This is a genomic window from Planktothrix rubescens CCAP 1459/22 (assembly GCA_904830895.1).
Lineage (GTDB): Bacteria > Cyanobacteriota > Cyanobacteriia > Cyanobacteriales > Microcoleaceae > Planktothrix > Planktothrix agardhii.
In genome coordinates this window covers 3,152,486-3,165,339 of sequence record LR882958.1, presented here as the reverse complement: position 1 = coordinate 3,165,339, position 12,854 = coordinate 3,152,486, and the positions used below count along the sequence as shown (strand labels likewise).

General features: G+C 40.8%; 15 protein-coding genes and 1 pseudogene. 7 read left to right on the top strand and 9 right to left on the bottom strand.

Annotation, left to right across the window (positions count from 1 at the left end; all coding sequences use genetic code 11):
• The first annotated feature begins 119 nt into the window (after positions 1–119).
• The 3 genes from ltrA to NMG86_RS14840 are packed head-to-tail and all read left to right on the top strand — an operon-like array spanning position 120 to position 2,514.
• A complete protein-coding gene (gene ltrA / locus NMG86_RS14850) occupies positions 120–1,856 on the top strand; it encodes a group II intron reverse transcriptase/maturase (RefSeq protein ID WP_499103712.1) in 1,737 nt (578 codons plus the stop codon).
• Between the two features lie 5 nt (positions 1,857–1,861).
• Positions 1,862–2,254 (top strand): DUF6883 domain-containing protein, encoded by a 393-nt coding sequence (locus tag NMG86_RS14845; RefSeq protein ID WP_237747619.1) that lies wholly within the window; start codon positions 1,862–1,864, stop codon positions 2,252–2,254.
• Positions 2,251–2,514 carry a DUF4926 domain-containing protein gene (locus NMG86_RS14840; protein WP_026786309.1) on the top strand — a complete coding sequence of 88 codons (264 nt, stop codon included), beginning with the start codon at positions 2,251–2,253 and terminating at the stop codon, positions 2,512–2,514. Before NMG86_RS14845 ends, NMG86_RS14840 begins: the two co-directional genes overlap by 4 nt.
• Before the next feature lie 172 nt (positions 2,515–2,686).
• Here the strand turns inward: NMG86_RS14840 and NMG86_RS14835 are convergent, their stop codons facing one another.
• Both NMG86_RS14835 and NMG86_RS14830 read right to left on the bottom strand, forming a co-directional pair.
• Positions 2,687–2,896, bottom strand: coding sequence for a type II toxin-antitoxin system HicA family toxin (locus NMG86_RS14835; RefSeq protein ID WP_026786310.1), 210 nt, complete (start codon positions 2,894–2,896; stop codon positions 2,687–2,689).
• Complete coding sequence (locus NMG86_RS14830) at positions 2,893–3,096, bottom strand: type II toxin-antitoxin system HicB family antitoxin (RefSeq protein ID WP_026786311.1); 204 nt, start codon at positions 3,094–3,096, stop codon at positions 2,893–2,895. The genes NMG86_RS14835 and NMG86_RS14830 overlap by 4 nt, the downstream gene beginning before the upstream one ends.
• A 248-nt stretch (positions 3,097–3,344) precedes the next feature.
• Between NMG86_RS14830 and NMG86_RS14825 the strand changes: the two genes are divergently transcribed.
• Entirely contained in the window at positions 3,345–3,545 is a 201-nt protein-coding gene (locus tag NMG86_RS14825) for a type II toxin-antitoxin system VapB family antitoxin (protein ID WP_026797956.1), read from the top strand.
• Between the two features lie 151 nt (positions 3,546–3,696).
• Here the strand turns inward: NMG86_RS14825 and NMG86_RS14820 are convergent, their stop codons facing one another.
• Together NMG86_RS14820 and NMG86_RS14815 are read right to left on the bottom strand one after the other, a co-directional pair.
• Positions 3,697–3,984 carry a type II toxin-antitoxin system RelE/ParE family toxin gene (locus NMG86_RS14820; RefSeq protein WP_026797955.1) on the bottom strand — a complete coding sequence of 96 codons (288 nt, stop codon included), beginning with the start codon at positions 3,982–3,984 and terminating at the stop codon, positions 3,697–3,699.
• Between the two features lie 3 nt (positions 3,985–3,987).
• A complete protein-coding gene (locus tag NMG86_RS14815; RefSeq protein WP_036832737.1) occupies positions 3,988–4,203 on the bottom strand; it encodes a hypothetical protein in 216 nt (71 codons plus the stop codon).
• A 209-nt stretch (positions 4,204–4,412) separates the two neighbouring features.
• Between NMG86_RS14815 and NMG86_RS14810 the strand changes: the two genes are divergently transcribed.
• Complete coding sequence (locus NMG86_RS14810; protein WP_026797954.1) at positions 4,413–4,901, top strand: hypothetical protein; 489 nt, start codon at positions 4,413–4,415, stop codon at positions 4,899–4,901.
• A gap of 533 nt (positions 4,902–5,434) precedes the next feature.
• Positions 5,435–5,776: pseudogene (locus tag NMG86_RS14805) on the top strand (DUF7689 domain-containing protein); the annotation flags it as partial.
• Here NMG86_RS14805 and NMG86_RS14800 read toward each other — a convergent pair.
• From NMG86_RS14800 to NMG86_RS14790, 3 genes are all read right to left on the bottom strand, one after another.
• Positions 5,773–5,904 (bottom strand): hypothetical protein, encoded by a 132-nt coding sequence (locus NMG86_RS14800; protein ID WP_272944387.1) that lies wholly within the window; start codon positions 5,902–5,904, stop codon positions 5,773–5,775. The pseudogene NMG86_RS14805 and the gene NMG86_RS14800 overlap by 4 nt on opposite strands.
• 25 nt (positions 5,905–5,929) lie before the next feature.
• Entirely contained in the window at positions 5,930–6,706 is a 777-nt protein-coding gene (locus NMG86_RS14795) for a calcium-binding protein (RefSeq protein WP_052338740.1), read from the bottom strand.
• Between the two features lie 111 nt (positions 6,707–6,817).
• On the bottom strand, positions 6,818–8,368 hold the full coding sequence (locus tag NMG86_RS14790) for a M23 family metallopeptidase (RefSeq protein WP_026797953.1): 1,551 nt from the start codon (positions 8,366–8,368) through the stop codon (positions 6,818–6,820).
• A gap of 424 nt (positions 8,369–8,792) precedes the next feature.
• Here NMG86_RS14790 and NMG86_RS14785 point away from each other — a divergent pair, with 424 nt between their 5' ends.
• Positions 8,793–10,160, top strand: a complete 1,368-nt coding sequence (locus NMG86_RS14785; RefSeq protein ID WP_026797952.1) for a helix-turn-helix domain-containing protein — start codon at positions 8,793–8,795, stop codon at positions 10,158–10,160.
• Positions 10,161–10,323: 163 nt separating this feature from the next.
• Here NMG86_RS14785 and NMG86_RS14780 read toward each other — a convergent pair whose 3' ends face one another.
• Together NMG86_RS14780 and NMG86_RS14775 are read right to left on the bottom strand one after the other, a co-directional pair.
• Positions 10,324–11,910: a M23 family metallopeptidase gene (locus tag NMG86_RS14780; protein WP_026797951.1), complete on the bottom strand. Its 1,587-nt coding sequence runs from the start codon at positions 11,908–11,910 to the stop codon at positions 10,324–10,326.
• Positions 11,911–11,946: 36 nt separating this feature from the next.
• Positions 11,947–12,843: a biotin--[acetyl-CoA-carboxylase] ligase gene (locus tag NMG86_RS14775; protein ID WP_233428048.1), complete on the bottom strand. Its 897-nt coding sequence runs from the start codon at positions 12,841–12,843 to the stop codon at positions 11,947–11,949.
• Positions 12,844–12,854: the final 11 nt, after the last annotated feature.

Genomic DNA, 12,854 nt, shown 5'->3' with positions numbered 1-12,854 from the left:
CGTACCTATAACAAAGGTGGAAATATCAAGGAGCCGTGTGAGGCGAAAGTTTCATGCACGGTTCTGAAGGAGAGGTTAGAGGGGCAACCCTCTAATCGACTCTAACAGCAGTATAAACGGTGAAAACGAGTTTCAAGACTACGGAAGCATGGAATACAATCAACTGGGCGAAAGTTCAAAGAAAAGTATTCAAGCTGCAAAAGCGAATTTACCAGGCATCATTATCGGGACAAAATGCAAAGGCTCGAAAACTTCAAAAACTTCTAGTTAAGTCATATTACGCCAAACTCTTAGCAGTTAGAAGGGTAACTCAAGATAATCAAGGCAAGAAAACAGCCGGGGTAGATGGTGTTAAATCCATCACACCCAAACAACGATTAGAACTTGTCGGAAACTTGAATAAATACCAAAAGGCGAAACCACTCCGAAGGAAATGGATACCCAAACCCAACGGAGAAGAACGTCCTCTAGGAATCCCAACTATAAACGATAGAGTCAGACAAGCCTTGGTGAAATCTGCATTAGAACCACAATGGGAAGCCAGATTTGAAGGTGAAAGCTACGGGTTCAGACCCGGACGCTCTACCCACGACGCAATGTCAAGAATCTTCCAAAGCATCAATAAAGGTGAATATTACATCTTAGATGCTGACATCTCAAAATGTTTTGACCAGATCAACCATGAATACCTACTGTCCAAAATTGATTGTCCATCAACAATGAAAGCCCAAATCAAACAATGGTTAAAAGCTGGAGTTATGGATAACGGCATATTTAATGCAACAGAGACAGGCACTCCACAAGGAGGAGTCATTAGTCCTCTACTTGCAAACATCGCACTGGATGGAATGATGAGTTTAGTTAGGAGCTTGTTCCCAAAGAAAACGAGCAACAACAAAAACTACGCAACAGTCATCAGATATGCCGATGATTTTGTGGTTATTAGTCCACAATTAGAGGTCATTCAACAGTGCCAGGTTGCTATCGAAGAATGGTTAAAACCTGTAGGGTTGGAACTGAAACCAGCCAAAACCCGTATATGCCACACACTGAAAGAAATTGAAGTAAAAGGCGAAAAGGTAGCACCAGGATTCGACTTTCTAGGCTGGAACTTTCGACAATACCCAGTGGGAAAACACCACTGTGGTACAACGGGAGGAAGCTCTAAGCGATTAGGATTTAAAACTCTAATAAAACCTAGTAAGAAGGCAATTAAAGCTCACGCGGACAAAGTGAAAGAAGTGATTAAAACCCACAAAACTGCACCCCAATACGCACTAATCAAACGCTTAAACCCTGTCATAAGAGGATGGTGTAATTATCACTCCAAAGTAGTTTCCAAAGAAACATACTCCTCTTTAGATTATATGACATGGCAGAGATTAAGAGCATGGACAGTCAGCAGATGCGGAAAGGCAAACTACGGGAAACTGAAGAACTATTTCAGGAAAAACGATAGCAAAGCATGGAATTTTGAAACCAAAGATGGTTATAAACTACTAACCCATGCAGAAACACCAATCACCCGCCACGTCACTGTAAGACCTGAAGCATCACCTTATGACGGAAACTGGACATATTGGAGTACAAGAAAAGGAACATCTTTTGATGTACCTAAACGAGTAGCAACTTTGCTCAAAAAGCAAAAAGGCAAATGTAACCTCTGTGGGCAGTATTTTACCCCAGAAGATATTGCAGAAATCGACCATATCATCCCTACATCGAAAGGTGGAAAGAATGATTATAAAAACCTGCAATTATTACATCGCCATTGTCACGATATTAAAACATCAACTGATGGGTCTTATAACTCAAAAGGAGATGGATGCTCTGATGATAACAGTCAACTAGACTAGGAGCCGTGTGCGGTGAAAGTCGCAAGCACGGTTCTGAATGGGAGTCGGGGGTTGTAAAGCCCCCCTCGACCCCTAATAATGGCAATCAGGCTGAAATTTCTCTGCAAAAGCTGGTCGGCTACTGCTTAAATCAAGAGCATTCGAGTGGCAAACACAAAGCCAGAGTCTTTGCGTCGGTTTTGGGAATCACGACTAACAATGCAGAGGTTTTGCGAGAACTTATTCAAAAAGCCGCCATTGAAGGTGAAGTTATCCAACAAGATATTACTGATTTTGGGCAACAGTTTAAAGTTGATTGGACTGTACCCAATACAGCAGGGATTGAGCTTAGGACAATTTGGGAAATTACTTTAACTAATTCTAATCCTCGTTTGATTTCAGCTTTCCTTAAACTATGACAAAACACCTTAAACTTTTGGATTCTGTTGCTATTCTCAAGCCTGTTTCAAATACACGGTTAACGCTAGTGGAACCGGAATACGAATCTGTTTCTAGTTTACCAGTAGGACTTGTGGGAACTATTGTTGAAGTGTATAATACGGGAAAAGAATGTCAGTATTTAGTGGAGTTTGCTGATAGTCAAGGGATTGAATATGCTATGGCTATTTTGAAAGCAGATGAAATTTTAGTTCTGCAATATGAACTCGCAGTTGCTTAGAAATGTAAGAAAAGTATAAGTTAGATAAAAAAAGATCGTGCTTTTGGCTCTTTAGAAAAAAAGGCGATCGCGCTTTTGGTGATTTGGGGTATGGGAGAAAGGTAGCTATGACTCTTGACAAGCATCGGCTTGACGATATCCCTCAAATTACTGCGAAAACTTGAATTAACAATCAGAGTAAATCTTCCTCAGATAGCTGGGCTATTTTCATTAAGGCTCTCAAGGTTCCCACTTTCAAATCTTGATTGCGGTGAATTGGAATTGACAAAATTTGTTCTAATTCTGGGTTTTCATAGATATGATGACTGCCTGTAATTCTTTTCAAAACCCAACCTTTCTGCTCTACTATTTTACAAAGTTGTTTGCCCGAAATAGATTTCATACCGCAATCTCCACAATTTTATCTGTGGAAGCAATGGCTTCACGACTATTAGCAACTTCGAGCCAACCCTCAATAGCATCTTTTAAATTAATCATCACTTCTTCGATGGTGTCTCCTTCGGTAATGCACCCAGGAAGAGCGGGAACTTCTGCCCAATAGCCACCTTCTTCGGCGGGATGGATGATTGCTCTAATTTTCATACATTTCTTGGGTTATTTGTTAAGGATATGATAGCAAATATCAATTAAAGTTTGGCTAATGTTATTGGTGAGTCCTTGAGTTTTTAGGCCGTATAGCGCTTTTGGTGATTGGGAGAGACGTGATCGCACCTTTTGTTATTTGGGAAAATAAGGGCGATCGCACTATTGATGGAATTTCAGTGCTACACTAGAATTACAGTATTGTCTGGTGGCAATTGTGTCATACCCTACTTGCAGGAGGAAAATACATGGTAACTACGCTCGAAATTGACAAAACTCTTCTTCAAGAAGCTCTTGATTTGAGTAACCATCCAACACCTACTACATTAATTGAAGCAGCTTTACGCGAGTATATTCAACGTCGCAAACAACTAAAAATATTGGAATTGTTTGGTACTATTGACTACGATGAAGATTATAACTACAAGCAACAGCGACAAACAACATAAATGTTCTTGTTGATAGTTCCGTTTGGTCGTTGGCATTGCGGCGTAACACAACAAATGAGGCGATCGCGATCGTTAAAGTCCTATTACTATAAGTTTTTAACGGGTAAAAGCTTGATATGAGGCGATCGCACTTTCAAAAATCAAAATCAAATCAACTATAAGCCTCATCATGACTACCAATATAATATAAGTTTAAAATCCCCTCTCCTGTTGACTCGTCTATTGTTTCCAGATCAAAAATAATTCTACAATCATAGGCAACAGAGCAAGACCACAAACCATCCAGATTTCCCTTTAATTTATGGGTTTTTAGGGATGGGATAAAAGGGTCTTCAGATAATAAAGTTATTACTGAAATGACTTTTTCTTGCAGTTGGGGATTCTTCTTTACTAATCTTTTAAATGACCTTTTAAAACTATTTTCATAGACTATTTTCATAAATTAGTCTGCCAAAAGATTTGCAATTGCTTCTTCCGCAGTGCCACAAAAAGCTGTGCCATTTTTCTTGGCTTCTCGTGTCAGCTTGACAGATTTTAGTATTTCTTGTTCTTGTAACTCTAGCCGGCGTTTTTGCAGAAACTCAATCAGTTGATCTCGTTCTTCTGAAGTTAAATTATCAAATGTATTAATCAAATTTTGTTTAAAAGTGATGTTCATATTAATATTTCGTCGTTTTATCAAAGTTAAATTGATTATAGCAAAATATTTTTGATGTTCTGAAAATGATCGCCCGATCAAAAATCAAAAGGGCGATCGCCTCTTCTCAATAAAAACCGATCGCACTTTCGGAAAAAAAGGGTGATCGCAATAAAAAGTAAGTAATTTTTTTTGCTACACTCAAGGCATCATGCTAGTTTGTAATCCAGATGAACACGATCTCGATCGCTATTTCAGATGAGCGCCTTCTCAAGTTACAACAAGTCGCCAACGAACTGAATCTGTCGATAGAAGAATTAGTTTTAATAGGCATAGAAAACTTCCTCGCACGGGGAGAATTTTCTTCACCAAATACTGCTAAAAATAGCCTTAACAACAATGCTGAAATTTCCACAGAGGTAGTTGAGAAATTTTATGTACTAGCCTCCGATTGGGAGAAAGAGGTTTCTGGACTGTCTTCAACTGCCCAAATATCTGAGCATCCGGCCTATCAGGAAATTATTAATATGGGAACTAAAATAGTGCCGCTTTTGCTATTAGAACTGAAAAATAATCCGCTTTACTGGTTATCAGCGTTGAGTGCAATTACCGGTGAAAATCCGATTAAACCAGAACAAAGGGGGCGGGTAAAACAGATGGCATCAGCTTGGATAGAGTGGGGTAAAATTCAAGGTTACGCGATCGAAGATAATGTATAGAAGACCAGAACTTGAACTTAAGTGGCTAAATTTATCCCGCACGGATTATCAAGTTACCAGCCCCAAATCTCAAGAATTTGACATCCTCCCCGCCGTAAACGGACGGGGATTCCTCACCACGCCACCTTTTTAGGATGGTCGCTGAATGGGGTTGACGCTTCGCAGACTGTTGCTACTTTAAAAGCAGTCTTACACTATCTCCACGTCCGTTTTAAGTCTCGGAATGCCCTCCCGCGACTTAAGTTTAACCTCGTTCACTAAGTTAAACTTTTTGTTTAATTTGTTAATTAATGCGTTCAAGGTTGGATTTCCCATTGCCTTACATCCGCTTCCCCAGTTTCTAATCTCAACCCCACAGGACTTTCAACCTTGTTATTTATTTCGGAGTATCTTTGATTCGGGCGGGTCTTTTCACAACCATTAATATGCTAACAGAAAACCACAGTAATTCGGTAGTTTTGTTATTTATCTTAATAAAAAGTCGTCCTAGAAGGACGAGGTTTTAAACCCATTTTTCTGATAACTGCTTTGCATGGGCGGCGGCGGAAAATGATCGTTGGTGGCAACCGATACCTGGAGAGCAATTTTATTGGCCAGAAGGTGTGCCACAAGAGGAGACGATAGCAGCCTATATTCAGGCTTATCAAACACTGGGATATGAAATTTGTCAGGGCGAGGGATTAGAAGTTGGATATCAGAAAATAGCGATATATGTTGACTCAAGCGGTATTCCAACTCATGCAGCTAGACAATTAGCTAATAGTAAGTGGACGAGTAAGTTAGGCTGGTTGGAAGATATTGAACACGAATTGGATGGATTGACGGGGGATAGGTACGGAGTTGTCGCTCAAATTCTCAAACGTGCGATAAATTAGGGAAGGGCGATCGCATCTTCTAAATAAAGAGCGATCGCCATTTTGGTTATTTGGGAAAAAAAGAACGATCGCACTTTAGAAAAAAAAGCATGATCGCATCTTCTAAATAAAAACTGATCGCCCCTCATAAAAAAGGAGAAACACCAGTAAATTTTAAATTATGAGGATGGGAGAAACAAAAGACAAAATTTCAGGGGGAATTCCGGGCATAGGGTTAAGAGGATCAACCGACTGAGGAATTCCTCCTGGCCCTTCGGGCATCTCTGTTAGTCCTGATTGATTAGGTAATAAAAGGTTAGCTATTGTGATATTAGAAGCCTGAATATTATTCAGTTGGACTAATTGTTCACCTGTACTTTTCAGAACAAGTAGGGTATTAGCACCTGCGGCTTGAATCAAGATGTCACTAATACTCACATCGGCTGGTACTTGAATATAATCAATCGTATTTTCAAAGTCGGTGATGATGTCTAAACCGCTACCTGTTGACAAGGCAAATGTATCACTTCCCTGTCCGCCAGTAAGGGTGTCAATATCCCTGTCACCTGAGAGAAAATCATTTCCTGCGTCGCCAAATAGTTGATCGTTGCCTTTGCCACCTAATAAAGTGTCGTTCCCGTCTCCGCCTCTGAGCATATCGTCACTGAGATGACCAAGGATGGAATCGTTGTCAGTTCCTCCATCTAACTGATCGTTATCTTTTCCCCCAAATAGGGTATCGTTACCTGCATCGGCGGAAATATTATCTTGACCTTCATTCCCGAAAATTAGTTCGCTGTCGGAGGAGCCTACAACTGTATCGTTACCACCAAGAGCCAACACACCACCTGGAAAATTTGTTAGTTGTCCAGGGGAGAGGGTGATAAATTCAGAGGTGTTATCGCCGATCAAGCGAGAGATTCCGTTTAGTACGTTAGGTTGTAATGCCATGTTTGACGTTTTCCAATTTGAATTGTAGAGAATTGTATAAGGCTGATGGGAAAGGAGATCGTACTTTGGGAAAATAAGGGCGATCGCTCCTCTGTTTAGGCATTAAAGCATTCACTTGTTGTATGCGTATGGCTCATCCCATACATAGGGTACAGTCTGTCTTTGATACCATAAGCTACCATTTGGACGACTAATATCAACGTGCAAATGAGGTTCATTACTCCAACCGTTATGACCACTTCGCGCAATTAACTGTCCTGGATCGACATGATCGCCGGGGTTTACTACCACTGAGTTTTGTTGCAAATGTAAATAAATTGCGCGGTAATTATCATCAACACCATCATTGTCATCAAGTTTAATCAAAACATAATTGGTATTAAACTGATTAGCCTCAAGACCTTTCTGATTGGGAGGTAAATCTGCCACATCTTTCTTGACTTCTAGCACCGTTCCCGAACGCATTGCGTAAACATTTGTCCCGATATCAACCCCTATGTCGTCAGCAAACTGTTGTGGAGCTTTATGAGTTTGACTACTACCTTGTTGATTGCCTTTCGTTGGATGCAGGAATCCTTTTAATGGGTTAGAACCTGATGGATTAGAAAAAAGAGGTGGTTCAGAAGAAACTTTATCCCAAGAGAGATCGAAATAGGCAGTGTTAGCTATTTCACGGTAGTCTGCCCTGACCCAATACTTACCATTATTTTTCGGTGTAAATTGAATAGTCTTACCTTCAAAGGCATCTCCCTTCAACTGATTGCCACCGATCGGTTCTGCCTGGTTTTCGTTATTTGCACCTACAGGGTAAGCGAATAAAGCATACTTATCATCGGCTTTTACATTGAAGTTGTAAGTTTGACCTTGCTGAAAATCAGCTTGTGTCCAAAATCTCAAGTAGAAGTCATCCTGATTTACTCCGTTCGCAGGACTCCCATTTCCCCAATCCTTTGCAAAACCTTTTTTGCCATCGCTGCGGGTGTTAGAACCAAAACCTAGGGCATTATAGCCAGACCATAATACAGGTTCCCAACTTTTTGAATTTCCATTCCGATTCCAAGATTGGACACCCCAGTTATTTTGCCAATCAAAAGCAGCCTTTTCAATCGAAATTGTTTGCCCACCTAACACAACAGTCGCCCGATCGTCCTCACCCCTCAACCCCTGAAGCTCACCCTCACTCAACTCCTTCCCCTGCACAACCGCCCCAAAAATCGCGCCCTCATCTCCGGGTGCATCCGTAATATTCAACCGCGCATCAATAGAATGCCCGATTTCTTCCAACAACACATCGGCCACCGCCGCCGGATTTGCGCTATTCCCAGCCAATAATTCTCTCGATAAATAAATCGTATCTGTCGCCCCTGCAAAAGCCCCATTCGCCCCACCAATTTCGGCAGACGAGACAAATTTAACTGGCGGAATTAAACTAAAATCACCGTTTAACCAATCTTGGGTTAGAACATTTGCAGCTTGATTATCCCAACTTTCTCCAAAGGCTAAATTCATCTTTTCGACAAAATTAGGAACCTTGGCAAACTGGGTTAATTGTTCCTTGACAATATCCATTGCTTCACCCGTCAACCCATCGAAAGAATTGTCATTCGGTAACGTTATATTAGGGTCAATAGTTGCAATTGATCCTTGAATTTGAGCCAGCAATAAACTATCAGAGGGTTCGGCGTGAGTGCTGTAATATTTGGGTTTTGATTAATATGACCGATTAATAAGTCAGATTGTAAAATAACTGCTGGATTAGGTTCTTGGAGGTTCCAATTCAAAGCAGAAAAACTGGTAGATGGGAGCAAATTCTGACTAGGATCTTGCGAAAGTGGATTAGACATATATCTTCCCTGAATTTAGATAAAAGTGAGATAATTTTGATAAATATAAGTAACTGACTAAACGAACTGATTTAAAGAATAGTATGCACAAAAAACCTGTTTTTGTAAAGTAATAAAATATCACTTTTAAGCAGATAATTAAAATCGTTTTCGTCATAAATTGTCATAATATTTTGAGAAATGTCAGGTGAAATCACAAAAAGTCTGATATCCTAGTGAAAATACTGATATGTTGTGGAGTTATGGACATAGAAGAATTCTTAAAGTTAGCAGACAACGTGGTTTTTTCGGAGACAGAAAAACATCTGGATGATCTGCAAAAAGCGGTATTGCGCGGTGTATGGGATGGCCAAAAATATTCTGAAATCGCAGAAGAATGTTATCTCACTGAGGCTTATGTGAGAAATTTAGCCTCACAATTATGGAAAATGTTTTCAGGGATTTTAGGTGAAAATATTAGGAAATCGAATATTATATCGAGTTTGGAACGCTCACAATCAGCTTATTTTTTATATAATGAGTCTGTAAATCTTAGCCATGTTAATATATGCAATAATAACTCATCATCAATCATACCAACAGAGCGATCGCAATCTCCCCCAAAACAACAACAAATTGACTTAGGAACAGCACCGGATCTTAAGAAAATATATGATCGCATTCACGAATTAAAAACCCTACAAAATTGGATAATTCAAGAAAATTGTCGCCTAGTTTCTATTATTGGATTAAGTGGTATTGGTAAAACTACCCTAACTCGTTATTTAATTCAAACCCTACAACCGGAATTTGAAGCAATTATATGGCGAAGTTTTTATACTTCCCCCAGTTTAGAGATTACCCTAAAAAATTTATTATTATTTTTCTCTAATCAATCCTTAACAGATTTACCTGTTAGTTTAGAAGAACAATTATCTTTATTAATCGAATATCTGAGAACTAAACGCTGTCTGATTATTCTGGATGATGTGCAAACCTTACTCAATCAAGGAACCCTAGCTGGACAATATCATCCTGACTTTAAAAATTATAGCCTATTGTTTAAATTAATCGCTGAAACCTCCCATCAAAGTTGTTTAATTCTCAATAGTTGGGAACTTCCCCAGGATATTGTTACCTTAACTGATGATAATGCACCCATTCGCTGTTTAAAGTTACCCGGTTTGGGTTCAGCAGCAACGGAAATTTTACGCGAAAAACGATTAAAAGATGAGGAACAATGGCATTTGTTAATTGAGACTTATCAAGGAAATCCCTTATGGTTAAAAATTGTTGCAACGATGATTCAAGATATTTTTAGAGGAAAGGTTGCAGAATTTCTCAAATATGATAATCTATATCTAGGAGAGGAATTAACCGAAATCTTAACACAGCATTTAGATCAGTTGTCAAAGATTGAAAAAACCGTAATCATAACTCTAAGTCAAGAAAAGCAACCGCTAGGAATTGCGGAATTAATAGAAATATCTAAATTACCTGCAATGGATGTATTTAAAGCTATACAATCTTTAGAACGGCGTTGTTTAATAGAAACAGAAGAACAGCAACAGCAAACCTACTTTAAGATTTCTCCCATTATTCAACAATATCTTATTTTGAATTGTCAATAACCAGAAATCCTGTTTCTATATGTAGGGGCGGGTTCACCGATGAATTTTGCCACTCACCAACAACCTTAATAAACCCGCCCCCACCCAACCAATAACCCCTCACTCGAACCCGCACCTACGGGGGAAGATATTGAACTGTCAAAAAATAGAAATTTATGGTGAATTATCCAGGACTTTTAAGATTCTCTGCAAATCCAAAATTCAGGGTCGGAGGTTCTAAATTAGGAATCATCACATCCACACCCGGCGGTAACGGGGGTAATTTAGGAATTCCGGTTTCAACATCGGTGGTTTTTGCCGCTAATTTGGCAATAAATTCTGAGGAAGGAACCTGCGCCACCTTCATGGTATTTAATAGTTGAGCCAGCGCCACTTCAATATCATTGCGGGGGTCAATAGCTACCCAGCCTTGACTGGTTAACTTCCGTAACTCAAAGTGTAAATGGGGCCCGGTGGATATCCCCGTACTTCCGACCCGTCCAATCACTTCCCCCTGTTTAACCTGCTCTCCGGGTTTAACAAACAATTCCGATAAGTGACCATAGAGGGTTTCCTGGGATTTTTCCGAGTGATTTAGTACCACCGCCATCCCGTAGCCCCCTAACCAATCGGCGACGGACACTTGACCGGAATAGGAAGCCACAACGGGTGTCCCTTCATCAGCCCCTAAATCAATCCCGGTGTGAAAACGGCCATAACCCAAAACCGGGTGTTCACGCCAACCAAATAAAGAAGTAATTGGGGAGGGAATAGTTAGGGGAAAAAGCGCGCTGCTATTGCCATTTCCCCGCACCGCCGCCGGACGTTGGGTGCGATTATAATAGGTCAAACCGGAATTACTCATACTGCTGACCACCATTGGGCCAACTTGAATCGGGCTAAACCCGGTAACGGCTACTTCCCCAGAGTATGACCCACCAGAACCATAATCAACGGATTGAGGTTGCTGATTATAAGTATAGTTGGCCTCGTAACCGCCCCCAATATTAGCCTCGGAGTTGGCAACAAAACCATTAGTGTAGGAGGAATTGGGCTGACCATAGGCGGTATTTCCCCCGTCTAGTAAGGGGTTGGGAATAGAGCCTAAATTATTATTGCCAATGTAGGGAGTATTTCCAGTATAGGGAACTTGATTATTTTCCGCCTGATAAATTGATGAGGGATAAGCCGGGACGCATAAATCTCCGGCGGATTGTCCTAATTCTAAAGCCGCTTCGCATCCAGTTGAACGTTCGGAGAATACCACTGTAGAGGGAGCTTCATAGCCGTCCGTGGCCCCAATTTGATAATCCGTTGGATCTATATAAGCATTAGCTGGAGACTCCTCTGCGGGGGGTGTTTCTGGAAAAACAATCTCTTGTTCAGGTGGAGGGACAATATTAGGAATTTCTGGGCTGTAGGGTTCGGAATAATATTCTGGTTCAGGATTAGGGGCGGGTTCAGAATAACTCGGATCAGGTGTAGAGTAGTCTGGAACAGTTGCGGGTTCGCTATAGGTGGGTTCTGGTTCAGTATTCGGAACAGTCAAGTTATCACTGTATCCTGTAGTCGCTTCAGGAGCGCTGGGAACAGACGCTTCCACAGGTTCCGCTTCCACGGGTATAGAAAATTCATCCGTAGCAATTACACGGCTACTGAATAGGACTAAACCCGTAAGACAACCTAAACCCAAAAGGGCGTAACTTCTTGAACCCAAGTACCAACGTCCTTGGCGGGTATTGGATGTTGGATATTTTTTCTGTTCCGTCATCTTCCTCACACAACCAATAATGATCTAACTGTTGAACTAACTGTAGCCGATATTTATTGTACCGGGCTGTTGGTCAATTTCTTGAGAAAAACCGATTTCGGTTTTAGGATAAAGACCAACTCGCAGGTTCCCTTGTTCCGAAATTCCGATAATTTCACCCATTTGATCCCCAATCTGGATCGGTTTCCCCATACAGGTTAAGAGTTGATTATAGCCCGTTAACATTTTCTTAACCTTAGTATCTGATAAGTGTTGAATCCCTAGGTCTAATCCCTGTAAGACTAGGGCGGCGAGGAATTCTAGGGATTGAATCGTCGGCGGTGTGGGAGAATGGGCAAAAAAGGTTTGTAAATTAATCCCAATTTCAGGAACGGGATTTTCCCAGTTTAAGCCAACTCCGATCACCGCCTGAGTAATAAGCTGTCCCGAAATTTTGGTTTCGGTGAGAATTCCGCCGAGTTTGCGCTGATTTAAAATTAAATCATTCGGCCATTTCAATTGTACGGGACAGGAGCGATCGCGCAAAATTGTGGCGATACCCCAAGCTGAACTGATGCTCAAATGGGCTTGTTGAGTCACCCGAAGGTTGATATCGACAATTTTTGATAAAAATAGCCCCCCCTGACTCGACTGCCATTGTCGGCCCCATTGTCCCCGTCCGGCGGTTTGTTCTCCGGCGATAACAACAGTTCCCGAAGGTTCACCCTGTTCTAACAGTTCCCAGGCGGTTTGATTAGTAGAAATTAAGCTATCAAAATAATAAATAGTTGGTAGAGAAGTACCACGGCGCGTCTCCATCAGGGTTTGTAAGGCAGATTCCAAACGGGATAAATTCAGCAAGTTATTTAAGGGAATGGGAATAAAACACAAAGGCACAAAGACACAAAGACACAAAGAAGAATCGGTTAAAATTAGGGGTGTTTGTAGTCGCAACTGTTCCTAAT

Excerpts from the sequence above, each read along its gene's own strand:
- NMG86_RS14820 (WP_026797955.1), bottom strand. The coding sequence starts at position 3,984 with ATGAAAATAGTCTATGAAAATAGTTTTAAAAGGTCATTTAAAAGATTA.
- NMG86_RS14780 (WP_026797951.1), bottom strand. The coding sequence starts at position 11,910 with ATGACGGAACAGAAAAAATATCCAACATCCAATACCCGCCAAGGACGT.
- NMG86_RS14825 (WP_026797956.1), top strand. The coding sequence starts at position 3,345 with ATGGTAACTACGCTCGAAATTGACAAAACTCTTCTTCAAGAAGCTCTT.
- NMG86_RS14830 (WP_026786311.1), bottom strand. The coding sequence starts at position 3,096 with ATGAAAATTAGAGCAATCATCCATCCCGCCGAAGAAGGTGGCTATTGG.
- NMG86_RS14835 (WP_026786310.1), bottom strand. The coding sequence starts at position 2,896 with ATGAAATCTATTTCGGGCAAACAACTTTGTAAAATAGTAGAGCAGAAA.
- NMG86_RS14810 (WP_026797954.1), top strand. The coding sequence starts at position 4,413 with ATGAACACGATCTCGATCGCTATTTCAGATGAGCGCCTTCTCAAGTTA.
- NMG86_RS14815 (WP_036832737.1), bottom strand. The coding sequence starts at position 4,203 with ATGAACATCACTTTTAAACAAAATTTGATTAATACATTTGATAATTTA.
- NMG86_RS14785 (WP_026797952.1), top strand. The coding sequence starts at position 8,793 with ATGGACATAGAAGAATTCTTAAAGTTAGCAGACAACGTGGTTTTTTCG.
- NMG86_RS14795 (WP_052338740.1), bottom strand. The coding sequence starts at position 6,706 with ATGGCATTACAACCTAACGTACTAAACGGAATCTCTCGCTTGATCGGC.
- NMG86_RS14800 (WP_272944387.1), bottom strand. The coding sequence starts at position 5,904 with ATGAGGGGCGATCAGTTTTTATTTAGAAGATGCGATCATGCTTTTTTT.
- NMG86_RS14840 (WP_026786309.1), top strand. The coding sequence starts at position 2,251 with ATGACAAAACACCTTAAACTTTTGGATTCTGTTGCTATTCTCAAGCCT.